This window comes from Corynebacterium sp. 212_CJEI (genome assembly GCF_001055915.1).
Taxonomy (GTDB): Bacteria; Actinomycetota; Actinomycetes; order Mycobacteriales; family Mycobacteriaceae; genus Corynebacterium; species Corynebacterium jeikeium_D.
This window is the reverse complement of record NZ_JVPT01000072.1, coordinates 123,471-136,617: the sequence shown is the minus strand read 5'-3', so window position 1 is coordinate 136,617 and position 13,147 is coordinate 123,471. Positions and strand designations below refer to the sequence as shown.

The 13,147-nt window shown below is 56.7% G+C and carries 14 protein-coding genes and 1 tRNA gene; all 15 read left to right on the top strand.

All coding sequences use genetic code 11. The features are described 5' to 3' along the window. Window positions 1–190 (top strand): hypothetical protein (locus ADB02_RS11665; RefSeq protein WP_049193673.1); only part of this gene is annotated, 190 nt, incomplete at its 5' end. Between the two features lie 210 nt (window positions 191–400). After that, window positions 401–475: transfer RNA gene (locus tag ADB02_RS09710), tRNA-Val, on the top strand. A gap of 185 nt (window positions 476–660) precedes the next feature. Further along, window positions 661–1,251 (top strand): copper resistance CopC family protein, encoded by a 591-nt coding sequence (locus ADB02_RS09705; RefSeq protein ID WP_049190805.1) that lies wholly within the window; start codon window positions 661–663, stop codon window positions 1,249–1,251. Between the two features lie 4 nt (window positions 1,252–1,255). Then, entirely contained in the window at window positions 1,256–1,864 is a 609-nt protein-coding gene (locus ADB02_RS09700) for a copper chaperone PCu(A)C (RefSeq protein WP_049190804.1), read from the top strand. 286 nt (window positions 1,865–2,150) lie between these two features. Beyond that, on the top strand, window positions 2,151–3,377 hold the full coding sequence (locus ADB02_RS09695; RefSeq protein ID WP_040361740.1) for a Dyp-type peroxidase: 1,227 nt from the start codon (window positions 2,151–2,153) through the stop codon (window positions 3,375–3,377). A gap of 159 nt (window positions 3,378–3,536) precedes the next feature. Further along, the gene (thrS, locus tag ADB02_RS09690; RefSeq protein WP_222865026.1) at window positions 3,537–5,531 is read left to right on the top strand and encodes a threonine--tRNA ligase; all 1,995 of its coding nucleotides are present in this window, start codon (window positions 3,537–3,539) and stop codon (window positions 5,529–5,531) included. A gap of 157 nt (window positions 5,532–5,688) precedes the next feature. Then, a complete protein-coding gene (locus ADB02_RS09685) occupies window positions 5,689–6,318 on the top strand; it encodes an HIT family protein (protein WP_005511478.1) in 630 nt (209 codons plus the stop codon). Then, a complete protein-coding gene (pgsA, locus tag ADB02_RS09680) occupies window positions 6,312–7,013 on the top strand; it encodes a phosphatidylinositol phosphate synthase (RefSeq protein ID WP_049190801.1) in 702 nt (233 codons plus the stop codon). The genes ADB02_RS09685 and pgsA overlap by 7 nt, the downstream gene beginning before the upstream one ends. 11 nt (window positions 7,014–7,024) lie before the next feature. Next, entirely contained in the window at window positions 7,025–7,927 is a 903-nt protein-coding gene (locus ADB02_RS09675; RefSeq protein WP_005511493.1) for a phosphatidylinositol mannoside acyltransferase, read from the top strand. A 2-nt stretch (window positions 7,928–7,929) separates the two neighbouring features. Further along, a complete protein-coding gene (locus ADB02_RS09670) occupies window positions 7,930–9,072 on the top strand; it encodes a glycosyltransferase family 4 protein (protein ID WP_048731326.1) in 1,143 nt (380 codons plus the stop codon). A 53-nt stretch (window positions 9,073–9,125) separates the two neighbouring features. After that, window positions 9,126–9,629 (top strand): hypothetical protein, encoded by a 504-nt coding sequence (locus ADB02_RS09665; protein ID WP_048731324.1) that lies wholly within the window; start codon window positions 9,126–9,128, stop codon window positions 9,627–9,629. Between the two features lie 139 nt (window positions 9,630–9,768). Further along, window positions 9,769–10,671 (top strand): pyridoxal 5'-phosphate synthase lyase subunit PdxS, encoded by a 903-nt coding sequence (gene pdxS / locus ADB02_RS09660; RefSeq protein ID WP_005511452.1) that lies wholly within the window; start codon window positions 9,769–9,771, stop codon window positions 10,669–10,671. A gap of 2 nt (window positions 10,672–10,673) precedes the next feature. After that, the gene (locus ADB02_RS09655; protein WP_016422678.1) at window positions 10,674–11,552 is read left to right on the top strand and encodes an acyl-CoA thioesterase; all 879 of its coding nucleotides are present in this window, start codon (window positions 10,674–10,676) and stop codon (window positions 11,550–11,552) included. After that, window positions 11,552–12,172 (top strand): pyridoxal 5'-phosphate synthase glutaminase subunit PdxT, encoded by a 621-nt coding sequence (pdxT, locus tag ADB02_RS09650; protein WP_048731318.1) that lies wholly within the window; start codon window positions 11,552–11,554, stop codon window positions 12,170–12,172. Before ADB02_RS09655 ends, pdxT begins: the two co-directional genes overlap by 1 nt. Before the next feature lie 79 nt (window positions 12,173–12,251). After that, window positions 12,252–13,004 carry a YebC/PmpR family DNA-binding transcriptional regulator gene (locus tag ADB02_RS09645; protein ID WP_049190798.1) on the top strand — a complete coding sequence of 251 codons (753 nt, stop codon included), beginning with the start codon at window positions 12,252–12,254 and terminating at the stop codon, window positions 13,002–13,004. Window positions 13,005–13,147 lie beyond the last annotated feature (143 nt).

Genomic DNA, 13,147 nt, shown 5'->3' with positions numbered 1-13,147 from the left:
TAACCTTGGCAAGGTTATGCGCTACCAGCTGCGCTACATCCGCATCACGTTGCAAGGAGAGCGAAGAAGAATCTCAATTGCTCTCTTGCGGTGCGAAAGATACTTTAGCGTGCTTGTGCGATTGATTACAAATTACCAGGTGAACATCTGTATTGTGCCTGTGGGCGTAGGGCTAAAGACCAACCTTTGATGCCTCTGAATCGCAACGATGTCATTTATTCGCTTTCGTGGGTTGGTTACTGGGGGCTATCGAGTCGCTATCGTCATGGAGTTCCATCGGTGGGGTAATAAATCGTCGAACTGCGCAATCGCAAACGCAATGCAACCCAATTAGGGAAACTTCCAAAACGCGTGCTAACTTATTCCGCAGAGCAGCAAAGGCTTAGTGCTTTTCTGTCCGAGTCCCATAGCTCAGTGGAAGAGCGTTCCGTTCACACCGGAAAGGTCGCTGGTTCGAACCCAGTTGGGACTACCATTTAAAACCCCGGTCGACGCATCGTATAAAAACTGCGCGGCCGGGGTTTTGCTGTGTGACCTGAACTATATTCGTCCCTCTCGGGAACTTTTCTGGACTACCATCCGACAATAGGTATAAGGGCAGCGGTCAGACTACTGCTGTTCTTCTCGAACTGTCCCGCTTAAAGGAGTTGAACTGTTCTAGTGAGTCCCCGGGTCGCTTCAGGCGAAACGTTTCGGTTCTCAAAGTCGGGTTTCCGGCGTGCAGTAGCCGCTGCTGCGGCGCTTGTAGTCTTTGCAGGTGCGTCAGTTATTAATGCTGGCCCCGCGCATGCTCACGATTCCGTGCTGTCGTCTAACCCAGGCGACAAGCAGGTTCTCGATGAATTTCCGCACCACGTTTCTCTCAAGTTCTCCGGCAACCCCAAGAACAATTTCAACACCGTTGCAATTAGTGATGCAGATGCCAAGGAAGTCCTGTACTCCCACGAGCCAGAGGTAGTGGGTAATGAGGTCTCTTTGGATATCCCTGAGGATATTAATCCAGGCCCTGGTAACTACATCATTGGTTTCCAAATCACCTCCTCTGATGGTCACTCCACCCGAGGAAAGACCTCTTTTTCAGTGGCTGATCCGGATGCTGCTGGCGCAGCCGAAGCCGGGGCAGAATCTCGTCAGACCGGTGCGCACGCCGAGGAAACGAAGTCAATACCGCTATGGGCTTATGGCCTCGGTGGTGGACTCATCGTCATCATCGCCGCTGTCGTCATCGTTATTAATCGAAAGGCAAAATAGACACATGAAGCTCAATCGCACTGCAACTACACTGATCGCTGGTTCCGCAGCTCTGACCCTTGCTCTGGCAGGATGCTCGTCCGACGATAACACTGCTGCTGAGGTGACTGAGTCCGCAACCTCCGCTGCGACCGAAGCTACCTCTCAGATGGAGAAGAGTGATGCTGCTGTGCAGCTGGCCGATGCCTACATCAAGGAAAAGCCGGCTGACAAGGGCATGACCGCCATCTTCGGTACGCTGACCAACAACACCGATAAGGACATCAAGGTTTCCTCCTTCAAGCTTGAGGGGCTGAAGGAAGGCACGAAGTTCGAGCAGCACGATACCAAGGACGGCAAGATGTTCGAGGTGCCGGAAGGTTTGACGATTCCTGCTAATGGCGAACTCGTTCTCGAACCGGGTAGCACTCACTTCATGATCATGAACAATGATGAAGCTATGGATGTGGGAGCTGAGTACAAGCTCGTCATTGAGCTTTCCGACGGCTCTAGCATTACCCAGGACGTTGAGGTTCGTGTCCAGCCAGCAGGTGAAGAGGACTACGGTAATGACGGTGACCTGAACAACCCAGAGCACATGGGTGGCGGTGAGATGGATCACTCGGGCCACTAATTTTTGTGACAAGTTGATCAAGCAATCGTTCGTCGTAAAGCGGGCGTGAGCTCAGGTACGTCGAGGAATTGACTAGCTGAATCTAATGGTGGCAGAAGCGCTGGAGTTGGCAGGTTATTGCAGCATATGCAACGAACTCCGGCGCTTTTCTTTTTCCGAAAAAGGTTTTCGATACGGTCGAATTGGATAGGCCAGTGGTTGCGTTGAAGCTATTGAAGAGTTGGCGGATCCCCAGCCATCTCATGTGTTCCAGTTCGAAGTAATCAGAAAGGTAAGAGTGCACAAAATGTCCGAAGGCTTTTCCAGAAGGCGTTTTCTTGGCGGGCTCGGCACCGCCGCAGGAGCCTCAGCGCTCGCCCTGGGGGCGCCGGAAGCCCAGGCGATTGGGTTGGAACGTCCACAGGAAGAGCCGCCGAAACCGCCTTTGCAGACAGCAACCGTACCTTTTGATGGCGCCCACCAGGCGGGGATTGCGACGCCCGCACAGGCGAATCTATGGCTAATTGCCTTCAACGTGAAGAAGGGGGTCGATCGCAATCGCCTCCAAAACCTCATGCGTGCCTGGACGGATGATGCCCGCCGAATGACAGCCGGCAAGGCTACTCGAACGGACTTGGAACCTGAGCTCATGGGGAGTCCGGCCAATCTGACTATCACTGTTGGATATGGGGAGAATTTCTTCACAATCATCGATAGGGAAGACCAGAAGCCTGAGTGGCTGGGAGATCTGCCAAAGTACGTTAACGATGAGCTCCGCCCGGAGTGGAACGGCGGAGACCTGTGCCTGCAGATTTGTGCGGACGACCCAGTAATGGTCTCCCATGCGGCCCGAATGATGATCCGAAATGCAGGTTCTTATTTGGATGTTCACTGGGTGCAAGCTGGTTTCCAGCACGCCAATGGTTCTACGCAGGAAGGCGAGACCCCGCGCAATCTCTTCGGTCAGAAGGACGGTACGGTCAACCCGCGCACTCGTGAAGAATTCGACAAGCAGGTGTGGATTGATAGTGGTCCGGATTGGTTGCGGGGCGGTACAGCGATGGTTGTCCGCCGTATCGAAATGGATATTCCAGGCTGGGATGTGTTGGACCGCGAAAGCCGCACTGTTATTACCGGCCGAGATATCGGCACCGGCGCGCCAATTGGAGGTAAGGACGAGTTTGAGACCGTCGACCTGGCGAAGACTGATGAATATGGTCTGCCTCTGACGGATCCGAACAGCCATGTTGCGCTGTCAATGCCTCCGAAAGAGAAACCTAATCAGCGGATTCTGCGACGGGTCTACAACTATGACCTGCCACCGGAACCGAATGGTCGATTCGAGACCAACACCGGCCTGGTATTCATTTGTTTCCAGAAGGACCCGTTGGAGCAGTTCAATCCGATTCAAGAGCGGCTGTCCAAGAACGACCGTCTCAATCAGTGGATTTTCCACATTGGATCCGCCGTGTTTGTTATGCCACGAGGAACTTCTGAGGAGGAGTACTGGGCCCAGGACCTTTTCGAGGCCTGAGTTTTGACCGTGCGGTAAAGTGTGTGAACGACTGACGAAGGTCACCAGGTATGTGATTTTCGAAGACACTTTGAAAAGGAGTACACGCACGCCGTGTCAGAAGAATTTGCAACCCCAGCACCGTTTTCCGTGCCCGCAGGAGTTTCTGCGGGCGAGGCGATGAGAGACCTGGGTTTCCCGAACAAGGGCGTTGACGCCATCGTTTGTGTCCGCGACCCTGAAGGCAATTTGAAGGATCTGTCCTTTAAGCCAGAAGTGGAAACCGTCTTCGAGCCCGTTCCGGCGAATACTCCGGACGGTCGCGATGTCATCCGCCACTCTGCGACTCACGTGATGGCTCAGGCCGTGCAGTTGGAGTTCCCTGGGACGAAGCTGGGCATTGGCCCTGCCATCGACAATGGTTTCTACTACGACTTCCGTGTCGATGAGCCTTTCTCGCCGGAGGATCTCAAGCGCATCGAAAAGCGTATGAAGAAGATCATCAAGTCTGGTCAGCGATTCGAGCGCTTCGCGTTCGAGTCTGCCGATCAGGCGCAGGAAGCGCTTGCCGACGAGCCGTATAAGCTCGAGCTGATTGTTGAAAAGTCGGCCGGCAAGGTGTCCGAAGATGATGAGGCCAATGTCGACGTCGGTGGTGCAGGTACGACCTTGACCGGCTACCGCAACGTCAATCCGCGTACTGGCGAGACCGAGTGGTTTGATCTTTGCCGCGGCCCGCACGTGCCGACCACTCGTTACATCCCTGCTTTTAAGATCACGCGTTCTTCCGCTGCGTACTGGCGGGGTGACCAATCTCGAGATAACCTGCAGCGTGTTTACGGCACTGCGTGGGAGTCCAAGGAAGCGTTAGACGAGTACCTTGACCGCATGCTCGAGGCTGAGAAGCGCGATCACCGCCGTTTGGGCTCCGAGCTGGATTTGTTCAGCTTCCCGGATGAGATTGGTTCTGGTTTCCCGGTATTCCATGTCAAGGGTGGCATCATCCGCAACGAGATGGAGCAGCACTCCCGTCGCCGTCATATCGAAGCGGGCTATGACTTTGTGAACACGCCGCACGTAACTAAGGGTGACTTGTTCAAGAAGTCTGGTCACCTTGACTTCTACGCGGATGGCATGTTCCCGCCGATGCAGCTCGACGGCGAATATGACGAACACGGCAACTGCACCAAGGCTCCGCAGGACTACTACGTCAAGCCGATGAACTGCCCGATGCACAACCTCATTTTCGCATCGCGTGGTCGCAGCTACCGTGAACTTCCGATTCGTATGTTCGAGTTCGGCACCGTCTACCGCTACGAGAAATCAGGCGTTATCCACGGTCTTACCCGAGCCCGTGGCTTTACGCAGGACGATGCCCACATCTACTGCACCGAGGATCAGCTGGAAGAAGAGCTTACTAATGTCCTCGACTTCATCATTTCGCTTCTGCGTGACTACGGCCTGGATGACTTCTACCTGGAGCTGTCTACGAAGGACGAAAAGAAGTTCGTCGGCTCGGATGAAATTTGGGAGAAGTCCACAGCTATTCTCCAGCGCGTTGCCGATGCTTCTGGCCTCGAGCTCGTTCCTGATCCGGGCGGAGCCGCTTTCTATGGTCCGAAGATTTCCGTCCAAGCCCGCGATGCCATCGGCCGTACTTGGCAGATGTCGACGGTACAGCTCGACTTCAACCTGCCGGAGCGCTTCGAGCTCGAGTACACCGCACCTGACGGAACCAAGAAGCGCCCGATTATGATTCACCGTGCGCTTTTCGGCTCCATCGAACGTTTCTTTGGCGTCCTATTGGAGCACTACGCAGGTGCTTTCCCGGCTTGGCTGGCTCCGGAACAGGTTGTTGGTATTCCGGTTGCGGATGACTGTATCCCACACCTGGAGGACTTTGCTGCACAGCTGAAGTCTCGTGGCATCCGTGTCCACGTGGATACGTCCGATGACCGCATGCAGAAGAAGATTCGCAACCACACCCAGGCCAAGGTTCCGTTCATGATTCTGGCTGGTGCCCGTGACATTGAGGCAGGTGCCGTCAGCTTCCGGTTCCTCGATGGCACCCAGATTAACGGGGTGGCAGTTGAGAAGGCTGTGGACATCATCTGTGATTGGGTTGCTTCGCGGAATAACGAACAGCCGAACAAGGAGAATGTCTCTGCTCTCTAGAGGTCGTTAACGCTCTCTAATTCGACCGCGTTGTTTTAACTGGTGAACCACGCGTGGTAATCCAAAGAAGTTGACCGCGAGGTCGTAAACTACAGCAGAGAAATATATGTGGTCGGGGCTCGAATGGGGACCCGGCCACGCAACGAAGGGGATGGCAGTGAATCAGTCGGGAAGTGAAGAGTTGCCTCCGCAGCAGCAGGGCAATGCCGGCCAGCAGGAATCGTCTGATGGCGTATACGTCGACAGCGGTTACGGCGAACCGGATCGGCTCACGCGCTTATGGGCACCGTACCGGCTGGATTACATCGTCAAGCGTGGTGTGCATAACTCCAAGCCATCCCGTAACCCCTTCGTTGATTTGCCGAAGCAAAGCGATGAGGAAGCACTCATTATCGCTCGCGGCGAGTGGGTGTACGCCGTTCTGAATCTGTTCCCGTACAACCCAGGGCACCTCATGGTGGTTCCATATCGCGAAGTCGCCAACCTTGAGGACTTGACCGACGAAGAAACAGCCGAGATGATGCGATTTGCCAAGCATGCGGTTCGTACCCTCAAATCGGTTTCGCGTCCGCACGCCGTCAATGTAGGTTTCAACTTGGGCAAAGCCTCCGGCGGTTCGGTCGCCGATCACCTGCATATGCACGTCGTACCGCGCTGGTCGGGTGACAGCAATTTTATGACCGTGATCGATGGCACCAAAGTGTTACCGCAGGCTCTTCGTCAGACTCGCGAGTTGCTTGCCGACGGCTGGCGTGCCCTTAATCAAGAGGATGGGGCAGCATGCTGAGTGTCCGTGGCAGGGCTCCAATCCGCCCAGTAGTTGAACCGATTGCCGCTGCACTTTTGCGGGTCGGCATTAGCCCGAACACGGTCACCCTGGTGGGAACGGTAGTTTCCGTTCTGCTTGCGGTAATCCTGATTCCTACCAACCATCTTTTCGCAGCTGCGGTGTCAATCGCTATTTTCACTGCTTTTGACCTGCTCGATGGCACGATGGCCAGACTGCGAGGGCGGGGAACGAAATACGGAGCGACGCTGGATGCTTCCTGTGACCGTATTACGGATGCTGCACTGTTCGGGGCGATAGCGTATTGGGTGGTGTATCGCCATGGCGCGGATTCAGTGCTGCTCATTCTGACACTGATTACCATGGGATCGTCCCAGGTCATTTCCTACGTTAAGGCTCGAGCAGAGGCTAGCGGCCTCAAGGTCAACGGTGGTCTCGTCGAACGTGCGGAGCGCCTGATTATCGGTCTAATTGGCGTCGGGCTCCAGGGGCTTGGCGTGGACTATGCCCTCTACGTCGCGATGTGGCTCCTGGCGATTGGGTCGGTATTCACCGTCGTTCAGCGCTTGTACATGGTGGCTAAGCAGCCAGGAGCGTTGGATCCCATCGCCCCGCCAGAAGGTGCAGCTGATAGTTCATCTATCAACCCTGACTCTGCTACGAAGTCCACGGGTTCGGCTGATTCCAACAACTAAAGGAGGATACGATGACTAGTTTCTTCCTGCCTCGCTCGAAAGATGATTTCGTTGCGCTCGGCTATATGGCCGGGTGGAAGATTTTTGGGCTGCTGCCGGAACGCGTGGCCTACCGCATCGGCAACATAGCCGCCGATCGTGTAGCAGCAAATCCAGCGACTACCCGCCAGCTTCGCAAGAACCTGGCTCGCGTTATGGGCTGTCCGCCTGAGGAAGTGCCGCAAGGTCTTATTCGGGCTTCCATGCGTTCCTATCTACGCTATTGGGTGGAGGCATTCCGGTTGCCCTCCATCGCGTCGCCAGAGTTGGCAGACACGGTCGAATCCACCAGCGATGGGCTCGAACGAGTTGCTGAGGCCCTCGAGGCCGGAGATTCCATCGTCATCCCACTGCCGCATTCTGGTAACTGGGATATGGCAGGTATGTGGCTCGTTTCCCGCCATGGTCGGTTCAGTACCGTGGCGGAACGGCTGAAGCCAGAGGTACTTTACGACGCTTTCGTGGAGTACCGCGAATCCCTCGGATTCCACATCCTCCCGCTTACCGGTGGCAAACCCGCGATGCCGGAACTGCAGAAGCGATTGGAAGAAGGTGGCGTTGTGTGCCTGCTGTCTGATCGTGACTTCGGCGGCCACGGGGTCCCGGTCACTTTTTTCGGCGAGCAGACGACAATGCCGGTCGGCGCGGCAAAGCTGGCACAGGACACGGGCGCTCGGCTTATGCCCGCGGGCCTGTCCTACACGCGCGATGGTTGGCGTTTTGTAGCGCATCCATTTGTGCCGACCGAGGGGCGCGAGCTGGCCGACATCGTCCAGGACATCGCTGCTGTTTTTGAATCTGATATTGCCCAGCATCCAGCGGATTGGCACATGATGCAGCCACTGTGGCCGGCGGATAAGAAGAGGTCAAAGTAGCCGTGCGAATCGGAATGGTGTGCCCGTACTCGTTCGATGTCCCAGGAGGGGTTCAAGCTCACGCGATTGACTTGTGTGAGGAGTTTATCCGTCGCGGCCACGAGGTCAGTCTTATCGGCCCAGCTAGCGCGCAGGCGGACGTGCCGGATTTCGTTGTTCGAGGTGGTGCCGCCATCCCGATTCCGTATAACGGCTCGGTCGCTCGGCTATCTTTTGGTCCCCGCACCAGCCGTCGAGTCCGCACATGGATTGAGGAGGGTAGCTTCGACATTCTTCATATCCATGAGCCGAATTCGCCCAGTTTTTCAATGCTGTCGTTAGTAAACTCGGTCGGGCCGATTGTCGCGACCTATCACTCTGCGGCGACGGACTCCCTAGCATTGAAGTTGGCCACGCCATTTTTGCGGAAGTACCTTGAACGCATTCGGGGAGGCATCGCTGTCTCGGAAGTGGCTCGTCGCTGGCAGGTTGAGCAACTCGGCGGCGACCCGGTTCTCATTCCCAATGGTGTCCGTGTTGGAGATTTCGAGTCCTGCCCGGCCGCCTCATCGTTGCCTGAGATTCCGCCACGGCGTGAAGGGGTCTATCGGCTTGTCTTCCTCGGACGCTTCGACGAATCTCGTAAGGGCTTTGACGTCTTGCTCGACGCGTTGCCAACAATACGTGCGGAGATTCCACAGCTTGAGGTCTGTGTCGTTGGTGATGGTGATATCGCGGCAGCTCGTCGTAAAGCGGGCAGAAACGCAGATGTCCTGCATTTCGTCGGCAGACTGTCGGAGGATGCTAAGGCGTCAATACTCGCCGATGCGGATGCGTACATTGCCCCGCAGCGTGGTGGGGAGAGTTTCGGCATCGTGCTGGTAGAGGCGATGGCGGCGGGTGCGCCGGTGATCTCCAGCGACATCGATGCGTTCAAACTCGTGCTTGACGACGGCCATTACGGGCTTCACTTTGAAAACGGTAACTCCGCAGACCTTGCGGATGCAGTCGTACGCCTTTTGACGCAGCCAAAGTTGGGGGAGGAGCTTCGCGCACTCGGGCATAAGCGGGCTTGGGAGTATGACTGGTCGCAGGTCGCCGACGGCGTTCTGCGTGTGTACGATACGGTGCGCATGGACGGCGAAAAGGTCGTCATTGCGCCATAGAGATTTCCGTCGTGGCAGCTGATTAAACGCAGCGGAGTGAAAGTGGGTTTTCGGTGGACGTAACCGTTCCAATCTGGGTCGTTGTCCTAGTCATTGCGCTGATTGTCGTACTCGTTGGCGGTTTGGTGGCTTCATCGACAGCGACGCGTTTGAACCGTATGCACATTCGCACGGACTTGGCGCGTTCTTCACTGGAAGCGGCGTTGGGGCGAAGGGCCGCAGTCGCTCGTGCCGCCTACCCGGAACTCGCCGGGGTAGTGGCGAAGGTGGAAGCCACACCACTTAGAGCCAACAACACTGGGCAGCGTGCAGACGTGGAAAACGAACTGACTAGGAAAATTGTGGCGCTCTATGGGGAACAGCCCGTGGACCGGACGATGGCAATTGAGCTTTCTGACGCCCATACGCGGCTCGAGCTCGCCCGCCGTTTCTACAATGATGCGGTGACGGATACGAAAGCACTGCGAGCCAGGCCGCTAGTGCGCGCGCTGCGGCTGGCGGGCACTGCACCTGAACCGGAATATTTCGATGTTGCAGATGGACTGACAACGGCTTAATTGTGGGAAAACCCGCTGTTGTGCTGGAAGTTCGCGGTGTTTTCTGACTCAATGAACAGCACTGTCTAGTTCAGGCGTTATAGTGTTAAACGACTACAAACAGTCACATTCACCAGTTTTATTAGGGAAGTAGGGTTCGTTGAGCACGGTTGAGAACAACTCCGGGCAGGGCACCGCACGCGTCAAGCGCGGTTTCGCTGAGATGATGAAGGGCGGCGTCATTATGGACGTCGTTACTCCGGAGCAGGCCAAGATCGCTGAGGATGCCGGCGCAACTGCCGTGATGGCGCTGGAGCGCGTCCCCGCCGATATTCGCGCAGAGGGTGGCGTGTCACGTATGTCTGACCCGGACATGATTGAGGGCATTATCAATGCCGTCTCCATTCCGGTTATGGCCAAGGCCCGTATCGGCCACTTTGTTGAGGCACAGGTTCTGCAGTCCCTCGGTGTTGACTTCATTGACGAGTCCGAGGTTCTGACCCCGGCCGACTACTCGAACCACATCGACAAGTTTGACTTCACCGTGCCGTTCGTCTGTGGCGCGACCAACCTGGGTGAAGCTCTGCGCCGCATCAACGAGGGCGCTGCCATGATTCGCTCCAAGGGCGAGGCCGGTACCGGTGATGTCTCCAACGCTGTGACTCACATGCGCACCATCCGCGCTGAGATTAACCGTCTGCGTTCTATGGCTCCGGACGAGCTCTACGTTGCCGCCAAGGAGCTGCAGGCACCGTACGAGCTGGTACGCGAGGTCGCTGAGACCGGTAAGTTGCCAGTCGTGCTGTTCACCGCAGGTGGCATTGCAACTCCGGCTGACGCTGCAATGATGATGCAGCTCGGTGCTGAGGGTGTCTTTGTTGGTTCCGGTATCTTCAAGTCCGGTGATCCGGAGAAGCGCGCCAAGGCTATCGTCCAGGCAACCCAGCACTACGATGATCCGAAGGTCATCGCTGATGTCTCCCGCGGTCTCGGCGAGGCAATGGTCGGCATCAACGTCGACGAGATTCCGCAGCCGCACCGACTCGCTGAGCGTGGCTGGTAAAAATGGCTAACATCCGCGAGGTATTAGATCTGGAGCAGATTGACCGGGACATTTTCCGTGGCCCAGTCATTAAGTCAATCCTGCAGCGCACTTTCGGTGGCCAAGTTGCCGGCCAGTCCCTCGTCGCGGCGACGCGCACGGTGGGTAATACCTTCGCGGTGAACTCCCTCCACGCCTACTTTGTAGGCCCGGGCCGCCCCCATATCCCGACGGTGTACATGGTCAAGCGTATTCGCGATGGACGGTCTTTCTGCCACCGCTCCGTCGAAGCTGTGCAAGATGGCCGTACGATTTTCGTCATGCAGGTCAGCTTCCACCGTAAGGGGGATGAGGGACTCGAGCACTCTGACGTGATGCGCAAGGTGCCAGATCCTGAAGATGTGGTCACCGACACCTCTGAGATGACGAACACACGTCGTCTACTAATGCGCGAGTGGGCGGACTGGGATATCCGGGTAGTGCCGGATGATCAGTTCGAACACAACAAGTACACCCCGTCCCAGCAGCTGGTATGGTTCCGGTGCAAGGATCGCCTGCCGGATAACGAGACCTTCCACGTCTGCACGCTGGCGTACATGTCGGATATGACTTTGCTGTCATCGGCACTCGTTCCGCATCCAGGCGTTGAGGTCCAGGAAGCCAGCCTCGACCACGCGATGTGGTTTATGCGTCCGTTCCGTGCGGATGAATGGCTGCTCTACGACCAGATTTCGCCATCGGCGCACGCGGGTCGCGCATTGACTCACGGTCGCATCTTTAACCAAAAGGGCGAGCTCGTGGCCGTCGTCACGCAGGAAGGGCTGACCCGAAGCCTGGCCCCGGGTGTCGAGCCCGTGCCAGTGGCGACGAACTTCGATGCTCGCAGTGAGAACCTAGATTAATGACACAGGAAACAATCGGTATCCTCGCTCTTCAGGGCAACGTTGCCGAACACGGATATGTGCTTGACCAGCTCGGCGTCCCGCACCGAAAGGTGCGCTTGCCCCGTGATCTGGAAGGGCTTAGCGGCCTAATTTTGCCCGGCGGCGAGTCCACAACCATGAGCAAGCTGATGGTCTTCAATGAGCTTGAAGACCCGCTGCGGGAAGCCCTCCGCGATGGCCTTCCGGCATATGGCACCTGCGCCGGCATGATTTTGCTTGCCGACGAAGTGCTCGATACCCGTCCGGATGCCGTTAGCCTGGGGGCGATTGACATCACCGTCCGTCGTAACGCATTTGGCCGGCAAGTGGATTCCTTCGAAACTGACTTGGATATTCCGCAGCTGGCGATCAGTGGTGACCAGCCGCCTGTACACGCCGCCTTTATTCGCGCACCGTGGGTCGAGCGTGTCGGTGATGATGTTGAGGTGCTAGCGCGGGTGCCAGAATCGGCTGGAGAGACCGCAGGTACAGTGGTCGGAGTACGGCAGGGGGCTGCGATGGCCACCAGCTTTCACCCGGAGTCGACGGGGGAGACGCGGCTCCACGAGTTCTTTTTGCGAGAGCTTGTCGGCATTTAAATCCCCGGTTTGTATAATGAACACCTGACGAATTCCCATCTACATGGGTATTGACGAGAGGAATGGTAGGAACTAGCACATGGCGGGTCATTCAAAATGGGCAACCACAAAGCACAAGAAGGCTGCTAATGACGCCAAGCGCGCCAAAGAGTGGGCAAAGATGATCAAGAACATCGAGGTCGCGGCTCGTACCGGCGGCGGTGATCCTGCTGGTAACCCCACCCTCGATGACATGATTAAGAAGGCCAAGAAGGCCTCGGTTCCCAACGACAACATTGAGCGTGCCCGCAAGCGTGGTTCCGGCGAGGAGTCCGGCGGTGCTGACTGGGAGACCATTGTCTACGAAGGTTACGCACCTGGCAGTGTCGCTTTGATTGTGGAGTGCCTGACCGATAACCGTAACCGTGCTGCTTCCGATGTGCGCTCGGCGTTCAACAAGAACAACGGCAACATGGCAGACAACGGCGCCGTGGCGTACCTCTTCGAAAAGAAGGGTGTCGTCGAGCTGCCGAAGGGCGAGCTGACCGAGGATGACCTGCTTATGGCGGTTCTCGATGCTGGTGCAGAGGAGGTCAACGACCTGGGCGAAAAGTTCGAGGTTGTCTCCGCCTTTACCGATCTGATGAATGTCCGCACCGCTCTTGTCGATGCCGAAATGGAGTACGACTCCGCAGATCAGGACTACCGCGCTTCTACCACGGTGGCTCTCGATGCTGACGGTGCACGCAAGCTCTTCCGTCTGATTGACGCTCTCGAAGAGTCCGACGACGTGCAGAACGTCTACTCGAACGCCGACATCAGCGACGAGGTTATCGCCGAACTCGAAGACTAGGCGTTTGCTTGGCGACGGTTCCGCTGACCGGCTTCCCGGCGTTAAAGGATGCTCGTGCAGGGTAGTCTGCAGCGCTGAATTGCGCGGCGAGCTGGTGTGAATGGAAGATCCCCATCGGAGAGTCGTCCGATGGGGATTTTTTT

What these genes read in the sequence shown, in the direction of transcription:
- ADB02_RS09700 (WP_049190804.1), top strand. Translation starts at nt 1,256, where the DNA reads ATGAAGCTCAATCGCACTGCAACTACACTGATCGCTGGTTCCGCAGCT.
- ADB02_RS09695 (WP_040361740.1), top strand. Translation starts at nt 2,151, where the DNA reads ATGTCCGAAGGCTTTTCCAGAAGGCGTTTTCTTGGCGGGCTCGGCACC.
- thrS (WP_222865026.1), top strand. Translation starts at nt 3,537, where the DNA reads ATGAGAGACCTGGGTTTCCCGAACAAGGGCGTTGACGCCATCGTTTGT.
- pgsA (WP_049190801.1), top strand. Translation starts at nt 6,312, where the DNA reads ATGCTGAGTGTCCGTGGCAGGGCTCCAATCCGCCCAGTAGTTGAACCG.
- ADB02_RS09675 (WP_005511493.1), top strand. Translation starts at nt 7,025, where the DNA reads ATGACTAGTTTCTTCCTGCCTCGCTCGAAAGATGATTTCGTTGCGCTC.
- ADB02_RS09655 (WP_016422678.1), top strand. Translation starts at nt 10,674, where the DNA reads ATGGCTAACATCCGCGAGGTATTAGATCTGGAGCAGATTGACCGGGAC.
- pdxT (WP_048731318.1), top strand. Translation starts at nt 11,552, where the DNA reads ATGACACAGGAAACAATCGGTATCCTCGCTCTTCAGGGCAACGTTGCC.
- ADB02_RS09645 (WP_049190798.1), top strand. Translation starts at nt 12,252, where the DNA reads ATGGCGGGTCATTCAAAATGGGCAACCACAAAGCACAAGAAGGCTGCT.